The organism is Acidovorax sp. AC410, from assembly GCF_979253235.1.
This window is the reverse complement of record NZ_CEEDCG010000001.1, coordinates 5,624,545-5,644,183: the sequence shown is the minus strand read 5'-3', so window position 1 is coordinate 5,644,183 and position 19,639 is coordinate 5,624,545. Positions and strand designations below refer to the sequence as shown.

The 19,639-nt window shown below is 66.4% G+C and carries 19 protein-coding genes; 9 read left to right on the top strand and 10 right to left on the bottom strand.

The genetic code is table 11. The features are described 5' to 3' along the window. Nucleotides 1–35: 35 nt before the first annotated feature. Entirely contained in the window at nt 36–593 is a 558-nt protein-coding gene (locus tag AC0IZS_RS26170) for an OmpA family protein (protein WP_471638347.1), read from the top strand. Nucleotides 594–695: 102 nt separating this feature from the next. Here the strand turns inward: AC0IZS_RS26170 and gloA are convergent, their stop codons facing one another. The 3 genes from gloA to AC0IZS_RS26155 form a co-directional block, all read right to left on the bottom strand. Continuing rightward, entirely contained in the window at nt 696–1,109 is a 414-nt protein-coding gene (gloA, locus tag AC0IZS_RS26165) for a lactoylglutathione lyase (RefSeq protein WP_305742834.1), read from the bottom strand. A gap of 54 nt (nt 1,110–1,163) precedes the next feature. Beyond that, nucleotides 1,164–1,865, bottom strand: coding sequence for an SHOCT domain-containing protein (locus AC0IZS_RS26160; RefSeq protein WP_471638346.1), 702 nt, complete (start codon nt 1,863–1,865; stop codon nt 1,164–1,166). A gap of 176 nt (nt 1,866–2,041) precedes the next feature. Next, on the bottom strand, nt 2,042–2,593 hold the full coding sequence (locus tag AC0IZS_RS26155) for a PaaI family thioesterase (protein WP_471638345.1): 552 nt from the start codon (nt 2,591–2,593) through the stop codon (nt 2,042–2,044). A 58-nt stretch (nt 2,594–2,651) separates the two neighbouring features. Here AC0IZS_RS26155 and AC0IZS_RS26150 point away from each other — a divergent pair, with 58 nt between their 5' ends. From AC0IZS_RS26150 to AC0IZS_RS26135, 4 genes are read left to right on the top strand one after another with little or no spacing between them, the layout of a single operon-like run. Beyond that, nucleotides 2,652–3,131, top strand: a complete 480-nt coding sequence (locus AC0IZS_RS26150; protein ID WP_471638344.1) for a MarR family winged helix-turn-helix transcriptional regulator — start codon at nt 2,652–2,654, stop codon at nt 3,129–3,131. After that, nucleotides 3,121–4,386 (top strand): MFS transporter, encoded by a 1,266-nt coding sequence (locus AC0IZS_RS26145; protein ID WP_471638343.1) that lies wholly within the window; start codon nt 3,121–3,123, stop codon nt 4,384–4,386. The genes AC0IZS_RS26150 and AC0IZS_RS26145 overlap by 11 nt, the downstream gene beginning before the upstream one ends. A 34-nt stretch (nt 4,387–4,420) precedes the next feature. Then, complete coding sequence (locus tag AC0IZS_RS26140; protein WP_471638342.1) at nt 4,421–4,897, top strand: MaoC family dehydratase; 477 nt, start codon at nt 4,421–4,423, stop codon at nt 4,895–4,897. Beyond that, nucleotides 4,894–6,330 (top strand): MATE family efflux transporter, encoded by a 1,437-nt coding sequence (locus tag AC0IZS_RS26135; RefSeq protein WP_471638341.1) that lies wholly within the window; start codon nt 4,894–4,896, stop codon nt 6,328–6,330. Before AC0IZS_RS26140 ends, AC0IZS_RS26135 begins: the two co-directional genes overlap by 4 nt. Here AC0IZS_RS26135 and AC0IZS_RS26130 read toward each other — a convergent pair. Both AC0IZS_RS26130 and AC0IZS_RS26125 read right to left on the bottom strand, forming a co-directional pair. Then, the gene (locus AC0IZS_RS26130) at nt 6,312–7,115 is read right to left on the bottom strand and encodes an SDR family NAD(P)-dependent oxidoreductase (RefSeq protein WP_471638340.1); all 804 of its coding nucleotides are present in this window, start codon (nt 7,113–7,115) and stop codon (nt 6,312–6,314) included. The genes AC0IZS_RS26135 and AC0IZS_RS26130 overlap by 19 nt on opposite strands. A 42-nt stretch (nt 7,116–7,157) precedes the next feature. Continuing rightward, nucleotides 7,158–7,391, bottom strand: coding sequence for a hypothetical protein (locus AC0IZS_RS26125; protein ID WP_471638339.1), 234 nt, complete (start codon nt 7,389–7,391; stop codon nt 7,158–7,160). 107 nt (nt 7,392–7,498) lie between these two features. On the opposite strand from AC0IZS_RS26125, the gene AC0IZS_RS26120 reads away from it, so the two are divergent. After that, nucleotides 7,499–9,766 carry an EAL domain-containing protein gene (locus AC0IZS_RS26120; protein ID WP_471638338.1) on the top strand — a complete coding sequence of 756 codons (2,268 nt, stop codon included), beginning with the start codon at nt 7,499–7,501 and terminating at the stop codon, nt 9,764–9,766. 158 nt (nt 9,767–9,924) lie between these two features. Then, nucleotides 9,925–12,471 carry a bifunctional diguanylate cyclase/phosphodiesterase gene (locus tag AC0IZS_RS26115; RefSeq protein WP_471638337.1) on the top strand — a complete coding sequence of 849 codons (2,547 nt, stop codon included), beginning with the start codon at nt 9,925–9,927 and terminating at the stop codon, nt 12,469–12,471. Nucleotides 12,472–12,528: 57 nt separating this feature from the next. On the opposite strand, the gene AC0IZS_RS26110 is transcribed toward AC0IZS_RS26115, so the two are convergent. The 4 genes from AC0IZS_RS26110 to AC0IZS_RS26095 all read right to left on the bottom strand — a co-directional run bounded on the left by AC0IZS_RS26110 (nt 12,529) and on the right by AC0IZS_RS26095 (nt 15,928). Next, the gene (locus tag AC0IZS_RS26110) at nt 12,529–13,020 is read right to left on the bottom strand and encodes an ankyrin repeat domain-containing protein (protein ID WP_471638336.1); all 492 of its coding nucleotides are present in this window, start codon (nt 13,018–13,020) and stop codon (nt 12,529–12,531) included. 682 nt (nt 13,021–13,702) lie between these two features. Continuing rightward, a complete protein-coding gene (locus tag AC0IZS_RS26105; RefSeq protein ID WP_471638335.1) occupies nt 13,703–14,320 on the bottom strand; it encodes a sigma-70 family RNA polymerase sigma factor in 618 nt (205 codons plus the stop codon). A 36-nt stretch (nt 14,321–14,356) separates the two neighbouring features. Beyond that, nucleotides 14,357–15,241, bottom strand: a complete 885-nt coding sequence (locus AC0IZS_RS26100) for a hypothetical protein (protein WP_471638334.1) — start codon at nt 15,239–15,241, stop codon at nt 14,357–14,359. A 219-nt stretch (nt 15,242–15,460) separates the two neighbouring features. Continuing rightward, complete coding sequence (locus AC0IZS_RS26095) at nt 15,461–15,928, bottom strand: Lrp/AsnC family transcriptional regulator (protein WP_471639578.1); 468 nt, start codon at nt 15,926–15,928, stop codon at nt 15,461–15,463. A gap of 169 nt (nt 15,929–16,097) precedes the next feature. On the opposite strand from AC0IZS_RS26095, the gene AC0IZS_RS26090 reads away from it, so the two are divergent. Further along, nucleotides 16,098–17,192 carry a saccharopine dehydrogenase family protein gene (locus AC0IZS_RS26090; RefSeq protein ID WP_471638333.1) on the top strand — a complete coding sequence of 365 codons (1,095 nt, stop codon included), beginning with the start codon at nt 16,098–16,100 and terminating at the stop codon, nt 17,190–17,192. Nucleotides 17,193–17,294: 102 nt separating this feature from the next. Here the strand turns inward: AC0IZS_RS26090 and AC0IZS_RS26085 are convergent, their stop codons facing one another. After that, on the bottom strand, nt 17,295–17,945 hold the full coding sequence (locus tag AC0IZS_RS26085; RefSeq protein WP_471638332.1) for a GntR family transcriptional regulator: 651 nt from the start codon (nt 17,943–17,945) through the stop codon (nt 17,295–17,297). A 44-nt stretch (nt 17,946–17,989) separates the two neighbouring features. Here AC0IZS_RS26085 and ggt point away from each other — a divergent pair, with 44 nt between their 5' ends. Then, nucleotides 17,990–19,582, top strand: coding sequence for a gamma-glutamyltransferase (gene ggt, locus AC0IZS_RS26080; RefSeq protein WP_471638331.1), 1,593 nt, complete (start codon nt 17,990–17,992; stop codon nt 19,580–19,582). The last annotated feature ends 57 nt before the right edge of the window (nt 19,583–19,639 follow it).

The following is a 19,639-nucleotide window of genomic DNA, read 5'->3' as shown; positions in this document are numbered from 1 at the left end:
CACCACCATAGATAGAGACAACACAGGGAGACTTCATGTCCGGTAGTTCCGATAACGACAGCCAAGAACGTTTTGCACTCGGTTTTTTGTTCATCCTGATCGCATTGATCATCTCCACCGCGGTCGGCACCGTGGTGGTCAAGCGCCTGGGCGCCGCGTCTGCCAGCAAGGCAGCGCCTGCGCCCACCACCGCCCTTGCAAACAACGCGCCAGCCGCCCCGGCCGCTGACACGGCTGCCGCAGCGGCAACTGCTGCCGACGCCGCCAGCGTGCGCGTGGACAACGGCGTCGTGAAGTTCTACTTCGCCAGCGCCAAGGCCGAACTGGCCGCAGGCGCCAACGAAGCCCTGGCCGATGTCGTCAAGGGCGTGGCCGAAGGCAAGAAGGCCGTGGTCTCGGGCTTCCACGACGCCACGGGCGACGCCGCCGCCAATGCCGAGCTGGCCAAGCAGCGCGCCTACGCGGTGCGCGACGCGCTCAAGGGCCTGGGTGTGGCTGAGGACAAGATCGAGCTCAAGAAGCCTGAGGAAACCACTGCGAGCGGCAACAATGCGGAGGCGCGGCGGGTGGAAGTGGCGTTGGCTGCCGGCTGATCACCCTGGCACGCCCCGCGCTCCGGCAGGGGGCGCCATGAACACAAAAACGAAAAAGCCCGACGACGCCGGGCTTTTTGTTGGGGGCTGCAGGGCGAGGGGTCAGCGCAGGCCGGTGCCACCCGTGTCGTTCTTGCGCTCGATCAGCTCGATCTTGTACCCATCCGGATCCGTCACAAACGCGATCACCGTGCTGCCGCCCTTGACTGGTCCGGCCTCGCGCGTCACATTGCCACCCGCCGCCTTGATCTTCTCGCACGCCGCATACGCATCGGGCACGCCCAGGGCGATATGGCCATACGCCGTGCCCAGGTCGTAGCTTTCGGTGCCCCAGTTGTAGGTCAGCTCGATCTCGGCCTGGCCGGGGTTGCCGCCGTCGAAGCCGAGAAAGGCCAGCGAGTATTTGTACTCGGGGTTTTCGGACTGGCGCAGCAGCTGCATGCCCAGCACCTGGGTGTAGAAATCAATCGAGCGCTGAAGGTTGCCAACGCGGAGCATCGTGTGGAGGAATCTCATGCCCCCGATTGTGCCGGCAGATCGAAGACCAGGCACACCACGGTGGTGGCAGGGTCAGATCCGAGCGAGCAGTTCGGCCTTCTTCACCGCGAATTCCTGCTCGGTCAGGATGCCCCTGTCCTTGAGCGCGGCAAGCTGTGAAATGGCTTCGAAGATGGACGCCTGCGCGTTGTTGCTGCCGGGCGCTGCTTCTTTGGCCGGGAAAGCTGCCTGCGGCGCACCCGTGGGACCATCACCATGGCGAGCCACGGGCAGGGTCGATAAGTCCACGGTGCCGTGCTGGCTGGTGAAGGTCAGCGTGCCAGCGCCACCTTGCTGCTGGCCAAAGCCGTTGATCTGGTGTTCCAGTGTGTCGTACAACGCGACCTTGCCACCCACATCCACGGCAAGGCGGCGTTTGCTGGCGAAGTACGCATACCGGGTGGCGTGCTGCGCGCCGCTGCTGTTGGGCGTGCCCAGGTCCGCCGGATACCAGGTGGACTGGGGATCGGCGGCGAAGAGCGATGGTGGCGCACTGGTGAACCCCATTCCACCGCCGGTCTGGGATTGTGATGGGGGATGACTCGCCTGCATGGGTGCTGGTGAACTGGCAAGGGCGCTGGCCAGCTCGGTGGCCAATGCATTCACGCGGGCCTTCAAGGCGTCGTTGAACATGTCGCCGATCATGAGCATGCCGCCGCGCGCCCATTGGCCGTTGCCGCCGAACTCGGGGTGCGAAAACTGCGCCATTGTTCCATTGCTCTTCTGCAGGGCCATCATCAACTGCCTTACTGCTTCAGGACTGAAGCCGGTGCGTGACGACAGGCTGGAAACTAGTTGCTGCCCGTGTTCGCTAAGTTCTGCTGCCATATGCCCCTTGATGCAGTTTCACTGTGGTCCCGTAGGGTAGCACCAGGCATGCATCGGAGGGCTGCGATCAGAGAGCAGAAAGCCTATGCCTTTGCTTGTGCCGGCAGATCGAAAACCAGGCAGGTGGTAGTGGCGTGGGCGTACAGTGTGCCGTCGGGGCCCACCAGGCGCGCCTCGGCCGTGGCGAGTTGTCGCCCACAGTGGATCACGCGGCCTTCGGCGCGCACGCGCTGCACCTTGGGGGTGATGGCCTTGACCAGGTTCACGCCCAGCTCGGCCGTGGTGTAGCCGCGCCCGGGCAGCATGCGCGTGTGCACCGCGCAGCCCAGGGCCGAGTCGAGCAGGGTGGCGAACCAGCCGCCGTGTACGGTGCCCATGGGGTTCAGGTGCTCCACGCCGGGTGTGCCCTGGAAGACGGCCAGGCCTTCGCCGACCTCCACCAGGCGAAAGTCGAGGGTGCGCGCGATGGGAGGGTAGGGCAGTTCGCCGCGCAGCATGGCCTGCATCATCTGCAGGCCGTCGAGGCCCGCCACCTGATCGGGCCGGGACACGCCGGGACCCACGCCGCTGTTCATGCGGGCCATCACCTCTTGCTCCAGGGCAAGCCATTGTTCGAGTTGGTTGTGTTGTGTCATGGGGTCTTCTTCCGGTCGGAGTGTTGCATATGCAATTATTGCAGATACAATCGAATCCATGCAAGCCGAAATCACCCTTCCTTCACCCGTTGCGGCGCGTCCGCAGGGCTGTACCAACTTCAAACTGCGCCAGTTGCTGCGCCGGGTAGGGCAGCACTACGACGCCGAGATGGCCAAGTGCGGCCTCAAGACCACGCAGTACTCGCTGCTGTCGCATGTGCTCAGCCTCGGCCCCATCCGCCCCGGCGACCTGGCGGCGGAAATGAAGATGGATGCCTCCACGCTCACGCGCAACCTGCGCCCCTTGGTGGATGCCGGCTGGGTGACCCTGCAGGCCGGCGCCGATGGCCGCAGCCGGCTGGTGCATATCACCGACGCGGGCCGCGGCAAGCGCGCCGAAGCCCAGCGCTGCTGGAAGGTGGCGCAGTTGGCGCTCAACGACCTGCTGGGCCTGGAGCGCGTGCTGGCGCTGCACACCCTGGCCGATGAATGCCTGGAACTGCTGTCCCCCATCTCGGAGCTCGACCATGGCGAATGAGACCCTTTCCGCGCCTTCGGCTGCCAAGCCTGCCGTCCCACCCATCGCCATCTGGCTGGTGCTGCTGGCCGCTGCGGGGGCTTTTGCCCTCACCATGGGCACGCGCCAGACCATGGGGCTGTTCCTCTCGGCCCTCAACACCTCCACCGGCCTGGGCGTGGGCAGCATCAGCCTGGCCTTTGCCTTTGGCCAGCTGTGGTGGGGCCTGACCCAGCCGTTTGCCGGTGCGGTGGCCGACCGCATCGGCACTGGCCGGGTGATCCTGCTGGGCGTGGCGCTGGTGGCCCTGGGCACCATCATCACCCCGCTGATGACGACGACAGCCGGCCTGATCTTCGCCATCGGCGTGCTGGCCGCCGGTGGGGCGGGCATGGCGGGCCCCTCGGTGCTGATGGCCGCGAGCACCCGCCTGGTGCCCCCGGCCAAACGCGGCCTGGCCACCGGCATCGTGAATGCGGGCGGCTCGTTTGGCCAGTTTGCCATGGCACCCATTGCCATCGGCCTCACGGCTGCCGTGGGCTGGGCCAGCGCCATGCAGTGGCTGGGGGTGCTGGTGCTGCTGGCGTTGCCGGCGGCCTGGGTGCTCAAGGGCAACTCGAAGGCACTGGCAGCCCAGGCGGCCGCGGTATGCGGCGTCAAGGCGCTGACTGCGCGCCAGGCCATCGCGCAGGCGCTGGCCACGCCCAGCTACCTGTACCTGGCGGCGGGCTTTCTGGTCTGCGGCTTCCATGTGGCCTTCCTGGCCACGCACCTGCCAGGCGTGATCGCGGCCTGCGGTTTGCCACCCGAAGTCGGCGGCTGGGCACTGGCCATGATCGGGCTGTTCAACATCATCGGCAGTCTGGCCATGGGCTGGGCGGTGGGCCGCTGGCGCATGAAGTCGCTGCTGTCCATCCTGTATGCCACGCGCGGCATTGCGGTGCTGATCTTCCTGTTCGCCCCCAAGACCACGGCAGTGATGCTGATCTTCGCCGCGGTGATGGGCGTGACCTTTTTGTCCACCGTGCCGCCCACGGCCGGCCTCGTGGCCAAGATGTTCGGCACCGCCAACATGGCCATGCTGTTCGGCGTGGTGATGCTCTCGCACCAGATCGGCGGCTTTTTCGGCGCCTACCTGGGCGGCAGCGTCTTCCAGGCCACGGGCAGCTACGACTGGGTCTGGTACATCGACATCGCGCTGGCCCTGGGTGCCGCGCTGGTGAACCTGCCGATCCGCGAGGCGCCGCTCAAGCGCCTGGTTCCCGCAGCCGCTTGATACCCCGGCACCGTTTCCAGAGAGCCTGTTGAACATGACCAATACCACCACTGCAGTGCAACCCCTGTATTTCGATGACATGGCCGTGGGCCGCCGCTTCAAGAGCGGTGAACATGCGATGGACGCCGAGCAGATCATTGCCTTTGCAAAGCAGTTCGATCCTCAGCCCTTCCATATGGACGATGCCGCTGCCAAGGGATCTTTGTTTGGCGGCCTGGCGGCCAGCGGCTGGCACACGGCGGCCATCACCATGCGGCTGCAGGTGACCACGGGCCTGCCCGTGGCCGGCGGCATCATCGGCGCCAGCGGCGAGGTGAGCTGGCCCCGGCCTACACGCCCCAGCGACGTGCTGCACGTGGTGAGTGAGGTCATGGAGGCCAACCCGTCCAAGTCCAGGCCCGACCGCGGCATGGTGACCGTGCGCAGCGAAACCCTGAACCAGCATGGTGACGTGCTCCAGGTCTCTACCGTGCGCATCGTTGTCCCGCGCAAGCCGGTGGCTGCGCCATGACTGCCGTTACAACGCCGGCCGCTGCCGCGGGGGCTATGAACCCGCGCACCCGCATGCTGCTGGAGGCGCCCATCGCCTCCACGCTGCTGCGCATGGCCGCGCCCAATGTGCTGGTGATGCTGGCCCAGGCCGGCGTGGGCCTGATCGAGACCTATTTCGTCGGCAAGCTCGGCACCGATGCGCTGGCCGGTATGGCGCTGGTGTTCCCGGTGGTGATGCTGATGCAGATGATGTCGGCCGGCGCCATTGGTGGCGGCGTGGCGGCGGCCATTGCGCGGGCGCTGGGGGCGCGCCGGCGCGAGGACGCGGACGCGCTGGTGCTGCATGCGCTGGTCATCGGGCTGGTGTTTTCGCTCGTGTTCACCCTGGCCGTGGTGGGGGGCGGGCGCTGGCTCTACACCCGCATGGGCGGGGCAGGAGGCGCGCTCGAGGCGGCGCTCATCTATTCGAACTGGGTGTTTGCCGGCGCGGTGTGCGTCTGGGTGTTCAACACCCTGGCGGCCATCATCCGCGGCACGGGCAACATGGCCGTGCCGGCCTATGTCACGGTGTGGGGTGCGCTGGTGCTCATCCCCCTGTCGCCGCTGCTGATCTTTGGCTGGGGCCCGTTGCCAGGCCTGGGCATTGCGGGCGGTGCCATCGCGCTCATGGCGTATTACGTGCTGGGCAGTGCTGTGCTGGCCTGGTACCTGTGGTCGCCGCGCAGCCTGCTGCGGCCCGCGTTCAAGGGGCTGCAACTGCGCTGGGCGCTGTTCGTGGATATTCTGCGCGTGGGCCTGGTGGGGGCGGTCTCCACGGTGGCGACCAATGTGGCCATCGGTGTCACCACGGCGCTGGTGGGCGGCTTCGGCACGGCCGCCATCGCCGGCTACGGCACCGCATCGCGGCTCGAATACCTGATGGTGCCGCTGGTGTTCGGCTTTGGCGCGCCCCTGGTGGCCATGGTCGGCACCTGCATCGGCGCGGGCCAGCGCGAGCGTGCCCTGCGCGCCACCTGGATCGGCGCCGCCATGGCGTTCGGCATGACCGAGGCCATTGGCCTGTGGGCGGCATTTTTTCCTGCCACCTGGCTGTCGCTGTTCGCCAGCGACCCGGCCATGATCGCCGCAGGCAGCCAGTACCTGCGCACGGTGGGCCCGGTGTATGGCTTTTTCGGCCTGGGTCTGGTGCTGTACTTTGCCTCGCAGGGGGCAGGCCGCCTGTTCTGGCCCGTGGCCGGCAACCTGGCCCGGCTGGTGATCGCCGTGGTGGGCGGCTGGCTGGCGCTGCGCTGGGATGGCGGCCTGGCCGGCGTCTTCGCCGCGCAGGGTGTGGCCCTGGTGGTCTACGGCATCGTGATCGGCTGGGCGATTGCCGGCGGCGCCTGGTTCGGCCGCGTGGGGTGGCCGAGCAGCCCGGCAGGGCTGCTGCGGCGTCAGACAGGCACGGTGTAGTTGAGGGTCATGCGGCCGCCGTCCACGGTGACGATCTCGCCGGTGACGTAGCTGGCCGCATCGCTGGCCAGCCAGGCCACCACGTCGGCGATTTCCGCCGGGTCGCCCAGGCGCTTCATCGGCGTGCGCGACATGATCTTGGCCTTGGCCTCGTCGCTGGTGAGCACGGCCTTGGCCGCCAGTTCGGTGGCGATGGTGCCGGGCGCCACGGCATTCACACGCACGTTCTTGTCGGCCAGGGCCAGCGCCATCACGCGCGTGAGCTGGTTGATGCCGCCCTTGCTGACGTTGTAGCTGGAGATGCTGGGAATGGTGAGCACGCCGTTGACCGAGCTCATGTTGACGATGGATCCGCCGCCCGAGGCCACCATGGCCCGCGCCACGGCCTGGCCCACCAGGAACGAACCCTTGAGGTTGACGCGCAGCACGGCGTCGAAGTCCTCTTCGGTCACTTCGAGGAAATCCGCCGCGCGGAAGATGCCGGCATTGTTCACCAGCACGTCGATGCGGCCATGGGCCTGCAGCGTGCGCTCCACCAGGGCATCCACCTGGGTCTTGTCGCCCACATCGCAGCGCACATAAAGGGCGCCGAGTTCCTTTGCCAGCGCATGGCCACGGGTGTCGTCCACATCGGCGATCACCGTGTGCGCGCCCTCGCGGGCAAAGCGCCGCACGCAGGCCTCGCCGATGCCTTGCGCGCCCCCGGTGACGATGCAGACACGGCCCTGGTGGCCGAAGTGGACGGTGGACGGGGCGATGGAAGAGGGCGCAGCAGGAAATGTCATGCCCGGATGGTAGCCGCTTGCCGGCCTGGCGCTGGCCTGGACCTATCGGCGCGGACGGTCGCGCCGCGCGGATCTGGGGGTGTTGGCCGTGCTGGCAGCCTTGTGGGCAGGCTTTTTCGCACGGGGGTGCAGCAAGGGCTTGAACCGGGCGCGCTCCCTGCTGGCCCGGTGGCCACGCCACAGCCAGGCCAGCGCCAGCATCAGCACCACGGCCCAGGCGGTCACCATCCTGGGGTTGCCGGCCAGCCAGGACACCACGAAATCGACATACTCCATGGCACGCAAGCTATCACAGCGCGAACCGCCGTTGCATGGGTGTAAACAATCATCAACAAACGGCCCGGCGGTCGGGTTTTGCTGAAACCCTTGGATACACTCCGACCATGAGCGACCTGACGGCCCCCGCGACCGAAGCGCCTTCCCACACCAAGGCCTTGCTGCAGCTGTGCAAGCGCCTGGAGCGGGCGTGGACCCTGTCCGACATTCTGGATGCGGTGTCCCCCGTGGCCGAGCAGGTGCTGGGCTATCCCCATTGCTGGCTGGGCGTCTATGGGCTCAAGCCGGGGTTCGTGTCGATCCTGCTGCATTCCAGCCAGATCAGCGACCCCACGTTCGCGCGCGCCATCGACACCACGGAGATCCCCATCGCCGGTGACAGCATGGTCCAGGAGATCATGGCTGCAGACCACGTGGTGGTGGTGGCCGACGCCCGCACGGACCCGCGCACCAACAAGGAGATCGTGGCGGCACTGCACAACCGCACCATCATCAATGTGCCCTTGGTCCTGGCGGAGCAGCGGCTGGGCGCGGTGGGCATGGGCACCTATGGCGATGCGGAAGGCGTGCGCCCGCCCTTGCCCTGGCAGATCGACTTCATGCAGGCCATGGGGGCGCATGTGGCCGTGGCCATGGACCGTGTGCGCTTCATGCAGGCCCGCAAGGAAGCCGAGGACGCGCTCTACCACGAGAAGGAGCGCCTGCAGGTCACGCTGCACTCGATTGGCGATGCGGTGATCTCCACCAATGCCCAGGGCGACCTGCTCTACATCAACCCGGCCGCCGAGGCGCTGACCGGATGGAGCCTGACTGCTGCCGTGGGAAAGCCCTATGGCGAGGTGTTCCGGCTGCTCGGTCCTGGCGGCGCCGGGGAACCTGCGCCCGACATGATGGCCGGTGCCATTGCCGCCGCCCAGGCCCGGCGCTACCCGGAGTTGCAGCTGCAACCCCTGCACGGTGGCCGGGTGCTGGTGGAGGCAACGGCCTCGCCCATCAAGGACGCGGACGGAGAGGTGCAGGGTGCCGTGCTGGTGTTCCGCGACGTGACGGAACAGCGCCGCCTGAGCCATGAGATCGCCTACCAGGCCATGCACGACGAGCTGACCGGGCTGGGCAACCGGCGTGCGTTCGAGCAGGCGCTGTCGCGCGCCTTCGACCTGACGCGGGGCAGCGCGCACCACGATGTGGTCTGCTATCTGGACCTGGATGAGTTCAAGGTGGTCAACGACACCTGTGGCCACGCGGCAGGCGATGCCATGCTGCGCGAGATCGCCCAGCTGTTTGCCGGCTTGCTGGGTGAGCAGGACCTGCTGTGCCGCATTGGCGGGGATGAATTCGGCATCGTGCTCGGCGGCCACAGCGTGGCCGACGCCCTGCAGGTGGCCGAGAGGCTGCAGCAGCGGCTGGCAGGCTACCATTTCGTGTGGCTGGAGCAGCGCTTTGGCGTGGGCGTCAGCATCGGCATGGTGGCGCTGGATGCCCACACGGAAAGCGTGGGCGCTTTGCTGCAGGCCGCAGACAGTGCCTGCTACGTGGCCAAGGATGCGGGGCGCAGCCGCATCCACCTGTACGCCATCGACGACCCTGCGCTGGCGCAGCGCTATGGCGTCATGGAGTGGGTCAGCCGCATCGAGCATGCCCTGCTGCATGACCGGTTCGAGCTGTTTGCGCAACCCATCGTGCCTTTGCAGGGCGGTGATCCGCAGGGCCTGCATTGCGAAATCCTGCTGCGCATCCGCAGCGAGCAGGGGGAGCTGGTGCTGCCAGGCCTGTTCATGCCGGCGGCCGAGCGCTACCACCTGGCCGCGCGGGTCGATCGCTGGGTCGTCACCCATGCGCTGCGCTGGGTGGTCGAGCAGCAGGACCGCATCGCGCAGTGCTCGATCAACCTGTCGGGCCAGTCGCTCGGGGATGCGGCCTTCACCAGCTTTGTGCTGGAGGCACTGCAGAATGCCGACGTGCCGTGCTCCAAGCTGTGCTTTGAAATCACCGAGACAGCGGCCATCAGCAACCTGCACACGGCCAACCATTTCATCGAGACCTTGCATGCCTGTGGCTGCAAGATCTCGCTCGATGATTTTGGCAGTGGCCTGTCCTCCTTTGCCTACCTGCGCAACCTGCCGGTCGATGTGCTCAAGATCGACGGCCAGTTCGTGCGGGACATCGACCGCGACCCGGTGAGCCTGGCCATGGTCAAGTCCATCCACGAGATCGGCTGCCTGATGGGCAAGCGCACCGTGGCGGAGTTTGTCGAGAGCCAGGCCCTGGTGGCCATCCTGCAGGAGATTGGCGTGCACTATGCCCAGGGCTATGCCGTCGGCTACCCCGTGCCACTGGCGCAGGTGCTTGACGGCCGCCCGGGCGTGCTTCCATGAAGCACCCGCCAGGGTACGGCGCGCTTCGGTGCCGGCATGCGCTGCCGGGGCCTGGCGGATGTTGCTGGTATCGTCTGGTGAAAGGCCGGTATGCCATGGCACCACCATCGCGGGCACGCGTGTTGCATGCAACTGGCCCGTAACGGGAGCGATCGAGAATGCGTGCCTTTCAGTTGTCCCTGCGGACTGCCATTGCGGTGCCTTTTGCGGCACTGTTCGTGGCCACGGTCGTCCTGCAGGCCGTCACGCAGCACCGGCAGATCAGCCAGTTGATCGACCAGGAGAGCGTGCGCGTGCTGGAGGCCCTGACCAGCAACTCGCGTGCGCGCCTGGCGCAATTCCTGGAAACCCCGTTCCTCATCCAGAGCACGGTGGCCGACGCCATCAGTCGCCATGGCCTGTACCAGGAGGGCAATCTGCGCCCTGTCTACATGCACCTGCGGGGGGTGTTCTCCGACCTGTATGCCGGGCAGCAGCAGATCAGCCTGCTGAGCTTCGGCAGCAGGGCGGGGGAGTACACCGGCATCCGCCGCGAACCCGGCGAGGGTTTTCGGCTGATCCTCAAGGATGCCACGACGAGCGGCATGATGAATGTGTACGAGGACGATACGCTGCGCAAGGTGGCGGCGGCCTTCCCCAACTACGACCCGCGTGTGCGCCCCTGGTATGCGCCGGTGGCCGGCTCGGGCCAGTCGCGCTGGTCGCCCATCTACACCACGGCGGGGGAGCGGGGCGACATCACCATTTCGGCGGCGACCCCGGTGGTGGCCGATGGCAGCCTGCTGGGCGTCATGGAGGCCGACGTGCGGCTGGACAGCCTGAACCGCTTTCTGCGCGAGGAGCCGCTGCGCGGCCAGGGACAGATCTTCATTGTGGATGCACAGGGCCTGATCGTGGCCCATTCGGAGCCGGGCTCCGTGCTCGGTGACCGCCGCAATGCCGCCGGCCAGCGGGAGCGCCTGCGCATCTCGGAGAGCACGAGTGCCCAGATCCGCACGGCCGAGAGCTATCTGCGCGAGGTCCCGGCAGCGGCTGGCGGAAGTTTTCACTTCCAGCACCTGGATGCGCGCTACTTCGGGCGCGTCACACCCTATGCGGACCCGCGTGGCATCGACTGGCGCATCGTGGTGCTGCTGCCCGAGTCCGAGCTGCTCGGCGACACCCGCAGCGCGGGCCAGGGAGCGCTGCTGGCCGCCGGGGCCATCGCCATCATTGGCCTGCTGCTCGGCCTGTGGGTGATCCAGTGGGCGGCGCGGCCCATTCTCATGACCGCCGAGGCGGCCAACCGGATCGCCCGTGGCGACTGGGACACGGACATCGTCGCCCCCAGCCCCCTGCGGGAAACCACGGTCCTGGTGCTCGCCTTCAATGAAATGGCCCACCGGCTGCAACGCTCGTTTCTGCAGATGCAGGAGTTGCTCACCCATGACAGCCTGACCCAGTTGCTCACGCGCCGGGGGCTGCTGGAACAGGTGCAGTGGGCGGAGCCGAAACGCGCGGTGCTCAGCCTCGTCGGATTGAACGCCTTTCGCGCCATCAACGACAGCGTGGGCTACGGCACGGGTGACCGCCTGCTGCAGGCCGTTGCCAACCGGCTGCGCGGGCATTTTCCCGCCCCGGTGCTGCTGGCCCGTGTGGGTGGGGACGAATTTGCCCTGCTGAGCCTGGTGGAGGAGGGGGAGCAGTCTGCGGAGCGCTTTGGCAAGGCCGTGTTGGGTCTGTTTGCCTCGCCCTTCTCGGCGGGGGCCGACGAGGTCATGGTGCATGCCTCGGTGGGCCTGGTGGCGGGGCATCTGCGGGGTGAAGAACTGGCGGAATGGCTGCGCAATGGCAGCATCGCCCTGGGCGAAGCCAAGCGCCACGGCCAGAGCCAGTGGATGGTGTTCGAGCCCGGCATGGCGGACCAGTCGATGGAGCGCACGCGGCTGGCGTCTGAACTGCGGCAGGCTCTGGACAAGGACCAGTTCCTGGTGCACTACCAGCCGGTGATCGACCTGGCGACGGGCCGCGTCACGGGTGCCGAGGCACTGCTGCGCTGGCGCAGCCCTGCGCGCGGCATGGTGCCGCCGGGCGTGTTCATCGCCATGGCCGAAGAAAGCGACCTGATCCTGGCGCTGGGCGACTGGGTCATGCTGCGGGCCACCCGGGACATCGCCCAGCAATTGCCGCAGCTGCCCGAAGACTTCGGTCTGCATGTCAATGTCTCGGCCCGCCAGCTGATCCAGTCGGATTTCGTCGAGCAGGTGCAGCGCACGCTGGAGGCCAGCGGCCTGCCCGCGCGCCACCTGACGCTGGAGCTCACCGAATCGGTGCTGATCGAGGGCGATGCCGTGACCCACCAGCAGCTCTCGCGCCTGCGCGCGCTGGGGCTGAAGATCGCCATCGACGACTTCGGCACCGGCTATTCCTCGCTGGCGTACCTGAGCCGCTTGCCGTTCGACTGCCTCAAGATCGACCAGACCTTCGTGCGCGACCTGGTCGAGTCTTCCCAGAATGCCGCCATCGTCACGGCCGTGCTGCACATGGCCAAGGGCTTTGGCGTGACGGTCGTGGCCGAGGGCGTCGAGACCGAGGCCCAGGCGCGGCGCCTGCTGCAGATGGGCTGCGGCAGTGCCCAGGGCTACTGGTTCGGGCGCCCGGCGCCGCTGGAGAGTATGAACCTGGCCCAGCGCAGCCTGGATGGGCCGGGCCAGGGGCTGAAATAGGCCTGCGGGTCGGGAAGTTCCCCCTCGACACCAGCGGATGGGAAGGTGTTGGCCGTCTCAGGAGCCGGCTTCGATCAGCTCTGCAATGCGCGTGTGGCCCAGCCTTCTGGCCTGCTGGGCCGCGCTCAGGCCTTCATGGTCCACCAGGGCGGGATTGGCGCCCAGGGCCAGTAGCTTCTGCACCGTGGCGGTCTGGCCGTTGGCGGCGGCGAGCATCAGCGCCGTCCTGCCCAGGTTGTCGCGGGCGTCGATGGCAGCGCCTTGGGCGATGAGGCTTTCGACCAGGGGCATACGGCCTGTGCGGGCTGCTTCCCGAAGTCCGTCCGGCAGCGCGGCGCCGCTGCGCCCGCTGTCGGCGCGCGGGGCGGCTGCGGCCAGGCGGTTGCCCGCCGCGTCGTCTCGCCGCAAGCCGCTGCCCGCTGCGGCCTGTGCCGCAGGCCGCGCTGGTTCTGGCAGAGACGAGCGAGCGGCTTCAGCGGCCGCCGCAGCAGGCGGTGGCGCCATCGACTTGGCGGCCGCTGCGTCCTGGGCGGCCAGGCGCTCGCGCATTTCAGTGCGTGGGGGCGCCGAAGGCAATGCCGGCACGGCTGCCGGGGCGGCCGCCCCCGTTTCGGAAGGGCTTTCGCCGGTGAAGGGGGGGAGGCGGGGAAGCCCGATACGGCGCCGATCCGGCCTGGCACCGGTGGCGCCTGCGCTTCCTGGGTGGCAGGTGCTGGTGCTGGTGCTGTCTTGGCCAGCGAGCGGGAGGGGCCTGGTGCCGGTGCGGCGGACTTTGGCGCCAGGGGCCTGGCCGGTGGGCGGGCCTCCTCCTCATGGGCGCTGCGTTGCAATGGCGCAGGCGCGGAAGGCGCGGAAGGCTCGGCTGGGGCGGCTTGCGGAGTGGCTGCAGGTGCGGGCGGCGCTGCGGCAGGCGCCTGCACGCTGGCAGAGGGTGCGGCGGCTCGGCGCTGACCGTAGGCGATTTCCTGCTCTTCGGGCGTACCGCGCTGGAACTGCAGCAACAGCAGGCCGGTCAGGCCCACCACGGCCACGGTGGCCAGGGCCGATACCTTCCAGCGCGACTGGTTGGCTGCCGCCGGTAGGGGGGCAGGGGAGGCGGGCAGGGCGGCTGCGGCGGCTGCCAGCATCTGCGCATGGGCAAGCACGGCGCCGCGGACATGCGCACCGGGGCGGGCATCTTGCTGGGCGCTGGCTTCGCGGTACCGCTGGGTCAGCTCGTCGTCCCGCGTGCTCATGGTGCAAACTCCTGTAGCTGTTGGCGAAGGCTGGTGCGCGCATAGCGCAGGCGGCTCTTGGCGGTTTCGAATTGGACGCCGGTCGCCTCTGCGATCTCCTGCACGCTAAGGTCGCCTTCGGCCTGCAGCAAAAACGCTTCCCGTTGCTCGAACGGCAACTGCTCGACCGCAGCGATCAGGGCGGCCGCCTGCTCACGTGACTGCAGCTGCCGCACCGGGCCGAATCCGGAGTCGGCCGCCAGCGTGTCGGCCAGGCCGGGCCCGCCATCACCCCCATCGTCGTTCGCATCCAGGCTGGCGTGGTTCCTGGCGGTGCGCAGGTGGTCCACCAGCCGGTTGTGGGCAAGGGTGAACAGCCAGGTCCGGAATTTCGCCTTGACTTCATAGCTGCCGGCGTTGCGCGCCACGGCAAACCAGACATCCTGCAGCAGGTCGTCCGCCACCGCCTGGACCTTCACGCTGCGCAACACGAAGCGCCATACCGCCAGCTCGTGCCGGCTATACAGCGTGTCGAAGGCGCCCAGGTCACCGGCGGCATAACGCAGCATCAGCGTCTCGTCGGCATCGTCAGGGGACAGGGCGTTCTGCACCCGCGCATTATGCGGGGACCTCATCCACCGGCGAAGCCTGCGAAGCTTCGCCGGGGGCCATCACCTGGGGTCGGGTACATAGGACACGTTGTCCGATTGCGGGAAGGCGCGCGGGACTGGCGGGCGCACTGGTTGCTCGCGGATCACGCCGTAGGCCACCAGGTTCTCGCGGCTGTCGTAGCGGATGCTGATGACTTCGTTGGGGCGCTCCTGCAGGCGCGTGAAGCTGGTGTGCGAGACCACGGAAGTCTCGCGCTGGCCATGCGCCGTGCCCAGCTTGGCCGATGGCGCCGGCGCGGCTTTCGCCAGGCTGCCCGCGCCCAGCGCGCGTGCTGAGGACTCGGCCTCCGGCGCCGGGGCCGGTGCTGCTGCAGCAGCAGGTGCCGCCGGCTCCTCGCGCAGGCGCCCCAGGCCGGCGCTGTCATTGCTGCTGTCGCGGCGCTGGCTGTAGGGCTCGGGGATGACCACGGGTGCAGGCACGGGCTGCTGCTCGCGGAACAGCGCCACGCCGATCACGCCCACATGGGCTGGCCGGCCCGTACGGCCGGCATAGGAGTTGGCCACGCTGGAGAACTCGAAGGCGGCGACCTCGCTGCTGCTTTTGCGCCAGCCCGTGATCTGGTAGCGCTCGTAGGCCGAAAACACATAGCCACGCTGATCCCAGGCGGCGGTTTCGCCACTGAGCACATTCACGCCATCCACCGACGGCACGGCCAGCACGCGCTCGCCAGTGCGATTGTGTACGGTGACGGCGTAGCGCGCCCCGGGCCGGCCAGCCACCCAGTATTCGCCCTTGGCGTAATGCACCGGCAGCGTGGCGCCGGTGTCGCGGTCGACTATGGTGATATCGGCCAGACGGCCGACGGCCTGGGCAGGCAGGCTGGTCAGCGACAGCATGGCGGCCAGTGCCGTCAGTGCGGGAAGGATCAGTGAACCGGATTTCATGGCAGCTCCATCAATCGAAGTGTTGGTGCTGGGTGAAACGAACGGGGCGGAGAAATGGGGTTGAACATGCGCAAAAAAATTTCCGATGCCCCAACGGCGTCGCGGAGAAGGGCGCTGCAACCGGGGGAGCAGGCAGGCCACGCCCGGAGCCGCATTGATCCGGGAAACCCCTTGCGCACCCGACAGCGCATTGACAGGTGCAGGCAGCAAACTGGGCTCCTAGCCCCCTCTGTCGATTCGAAGGGCGAGGATGACCGAGGTGTTTGTCCGGGTGACTCCTTCGATCTCCCCAATTTGATCAAGCAGCACGTCAAGCCGCGCCGTGTTGTCTGCCCGAAGGGTGGCCATGTAGTCAAACTCGCCGCTCACCGATGCAAGCTGAAGCAACTCGGGAAACTTCGTCAGCTCCCTGATGACTTCTCTGCCGGCTTTTGGCTGCACCACGATACCCACGAATGCCTGCACGCCCCGTGCTACCGCTTCGCCTCCGAGGCGCACGGAGTAGCCGCCGATGAGGCCGTTGGCCTCGAGTCTTGCAAGGCGTGCCACGACCGTTGTTCTGGCCACGCCGAGCCTGCGGGCCAGGTTGGCAGTGCTCTCGCGCGCGTTGGCCTGCAGCAGCGCAATCAGCTCCCGATCGAACTTGTCGCGCAGCAGTGTTTCGGGAAGGTTGGGCGGCGCGTTCATGGTGAGGGGACGAAAGCAAAAAAGAATGACAAGGTGACGATTCGTCAGCATTGTCTGCCATTGCGGCGAAAATCTGTGCCATTTCGTCGAACTCATGCTTTTTTTCGTCATGGGGTTTCGGAACACTGGTTGGGTCTCCACACCCAATCTCGTTCAGAAGGAAATTCGCATGAAAGTAGCTCTTCTCGGCGCAGGCCACATCGGTCAGACCATTGCCCAACTGCTGCACGCCAGTGGCGACTTTGCGTTGACGGTCTTCGACCGCGACCAGGCCGCATTGGATCGGCTGGCCCAAAAGGGCATCCGTACCACATGCATCGATACATCAAGTGCCGCAGAACTCACGAATGCCCTGGACGGACACACCGCAGTGGTCAATGCGCTCCCGTACCACCTGGCGATTTCTGCTGCCCAGGCGGCCTTGCGCGCCCGTTGTCACTACTTCGATCTGACGGAGGACGTGGCGGCAACCAAGGAAATCAAGCGCCTCGCACAGGACGCTGAAACTGCGTTCATGCCGCAATGCGGCCTTGCCCCGGGCTTCATCGGGATAGTGGCGCACCACCTTGCCAGCGGCTTTGAGGCTCTGCACGACGTGAAGATGCGTGTGGGTGCCCTGCCGGCGTTTCCCACGAATGCGCTGAAGTACAACCTGACGTGGAGCGTGGATGGCCTGATCAATGAGTACTGCCATCCGTGCGAGGCGATACACGATGGTCGGGTTATCTCGGCCCTGCCGCTGGAGGGGCTGGAGCACTTTTCCCTGGACGGGGTGGAATACGAAGCCTTCAACACGTCTGGTGGCCTGGGAACCTTGTGCGAGACGTGGGACGGAAAGCTGCGCAACCTCGACTACAAGACGGTGCGCTACCCAGGGCATCGCGCGTTGATGCAATTTCTGCTGGACGAGCTGCAACTCAAGAGCGACCAGGACACGCTCAAAACCGTTCTTCGGCGCAGCATGCCCGCCACCATGCAGGACGTGGTGCTGGTGTTCGTCACCGTCTCAGGCACCAAGAACGGCTCGCTCGTGCAGGAGGTATTTGCGCGCAAGATCTTCGCCGAGCGTGATGGCGAATACCCGTTGTCCGCCATCCAGATCACAACAGCTGCAGGGATCTGTGCGGCCCTGGACCTGTTTCGGGAACAGAAGCTACCTCAGCGCGGGTTCATTCGCCAGGAGCAAGTCGCTCTCACGGATTTCTTGGCAAATCGCTTTGGCCGGGCCTACCAGCAGTACCGCCAGGTTGAATCGATTGGCTGAGCAGGGCAGGGCAGCGGCTTTGGCGCAAGCCATCGTGCCGCTTCACATGCTTACGGCAACAAGCCAAAATGTAAGACTGTATCCACTTGGTTGCCAGCCTGGTCAAGGACGCATGAGTTTCGCGAGCGTTTCCAAAGTGCTGCAAACGTGCTCGCGAACCACCGCTTCGATCAACTCCGGGCGCTTGCGGCGCAGCGCGTCGATGATGAACCCGTGCTCCTCGCGGCTCGGCCTGGGCTTGTACGTTGACTGCAGCCATAGCCGCATATGGGGCTCGATGCACACGTGGAGCGCCGCAATCTGCGCTACCAGCCGTGGACGGGCGCTCAAGCCGCACAAGTACAGGTGGAAGTCGCGGTGCTCGGTCACCCAGGCGGAAAGATCTTCTGCGCACCTGTCCATGGCGTCCAGTCGTCGCTCGAGCTCATCAATGTCTGCCGGGCCGATTCGATTCAAGGCGGCTGTTGCGGCCAAGCCTTCAAGCACCGCCCGCATTTCGAATACCTCGATCGCCTCGGCATGGTTCAGGCCCCGCACCACCGCACCACGGTTGGGGCGGATGGTGAGCAATTCTTGCGTTGCAAGACGTCGGAACGCGTCGCGCACCGGCATTCGACTCATCCCCAATTGCGACGCAATCTCCTCGGGCACCATGCGGTCGCCCGCCTTGAACTGACCCATGCGGATTCCGTTGAGGAGGAACCGATAGGCTTCTTCCTCCGCCGTTGCGGGGCTCGAAAAGGGCGTCAGCATGCTTGCCATTCAATTGGATTGGATACACGAATATACTCCGACGCATGTTGCCCTTTGACTGGTCGTTCCCGTACCCCTCGCAAAAGATGCCACTCCTCGCGGCGAATGCCGTGAGCGCCAGCCAGCCTTTGGCGGCGCAGGCAGGGTTGAGCATGCTGTACCAGGGCGGTAACGCCATCGATAGCGCATTGGCGTCCGCTATTGCGCTGACCGTGGTGGAACCGGTAATGAACGGGATCGGCGGCGACATGTTCGTGCTGGTGTGGCATGAAGGCAGGTTGCATGGATTGAACTCGAGCGGACGCGCGCCCTCGCTCTGGACGCCGCAGTATTTCGACAGCCATGAAAAAATGCCGGAGAAGGGCTGGGATTCGGTGACCGTGCCGGGCCAGGTTGCGGGATGGAAGGCCCTGTCGGATCGCTTTGGCAAACTGCCTTTTGCACGCCTGTTCGAGCCGGCTATTCGGTACGCGCGAGAAGGCTTCATGGTTTCGCCGCAAATTGCGAGGCAGTGGGCCAACCAGATTCCACGACTCATCGACCAACCGGGCTTCCGCGATGCGTTCACATTGGATGGGCGCGCTCCTCAAGCAGGTGAGCTTTGGCGGTTTCCAGCTCAAGCCAGGACACTCGAGCTCATTGCCGAGAGCGGCGGCGAGAGTTTCTACCGGGGCGAACTCGCCGAGAAAATCGAAGCGTTTGCCAAGCAGTGCGGCGGCGCCCTGCGCGCAACCGATCTCGCGGCGCACCGGGCCGAATGGGTCAAACCCATTGAGCAGTCGTTTCGCGGTTACACGGTGCACGAGATTCCGCCCAATGGCCAAGGGCTCGCCGCACTGATGGCTTTGGGAATCCTGGACCACTTCGACCTGGCAAGCATGGGAGTGGACAGTGCCGACTACTACCACGTTGGCTTGGAGGCGATGAAGCTGGCCTTCGCCGACCTCAAAAAGTACGCTGCCGATGCCCCTGCCATGTCGCCTGTCTCTGCTGCGCACTTGCTCGACGCTGCCTATCTGGCGGAGCGCGCGAAGCGCATCGACATGAAGCGCGCGGCCAATCCAGGCCCCGGCATGCCAAAAACCGGCGGAACGGTCTACCTTGCGTCTGCAGATACGGCAGGCACCATGGTCTCTTACATCCAGTCGAACTACCATGGCTTTGGCTCCGGAGTGGTCGTTCCAGGCACTGGCATCAGTCTGCACAACCGCGGCGAAGACTTCAGCCTGGTCCCGGGCCATCCGAATATCGTCGCTCCAGGCAAGCGTCCACTGCACACCATCATCCCGGGTTTCATCACGCGCGATGGCGCACCCGTGATGGCGATGGGCGTCATGGGCGGCTCGATGCAGGCACAAGGGCATGTGCAGATGGTGACTCGGCTCGCCAGCTTCGGACAAAACCCGCAAGCCATGAGTGATGCCCCACGGTTTCGCGTGGAGCCAGGCCCGACGGTCACGCTGGAATCGCATGTGCCCGGCGATGTGCCGGACTCCCTGCGCGCCCGCGGACACAAAGTCACCGTCGCGCAGCGCCAAAGCCTGGACTTCGGGTCAGCCCAGCTGCTCTACAAGGCAGAGCACGGGTACATCGCAGCATCCGACTCGCGCCGGGACGGACAGGCGGTTGGCTTTTAGCAGGAGCGGTGCCAGACCACTCCAGCCTTTGAAACTGCGCGCATCGCTGGCCTGATC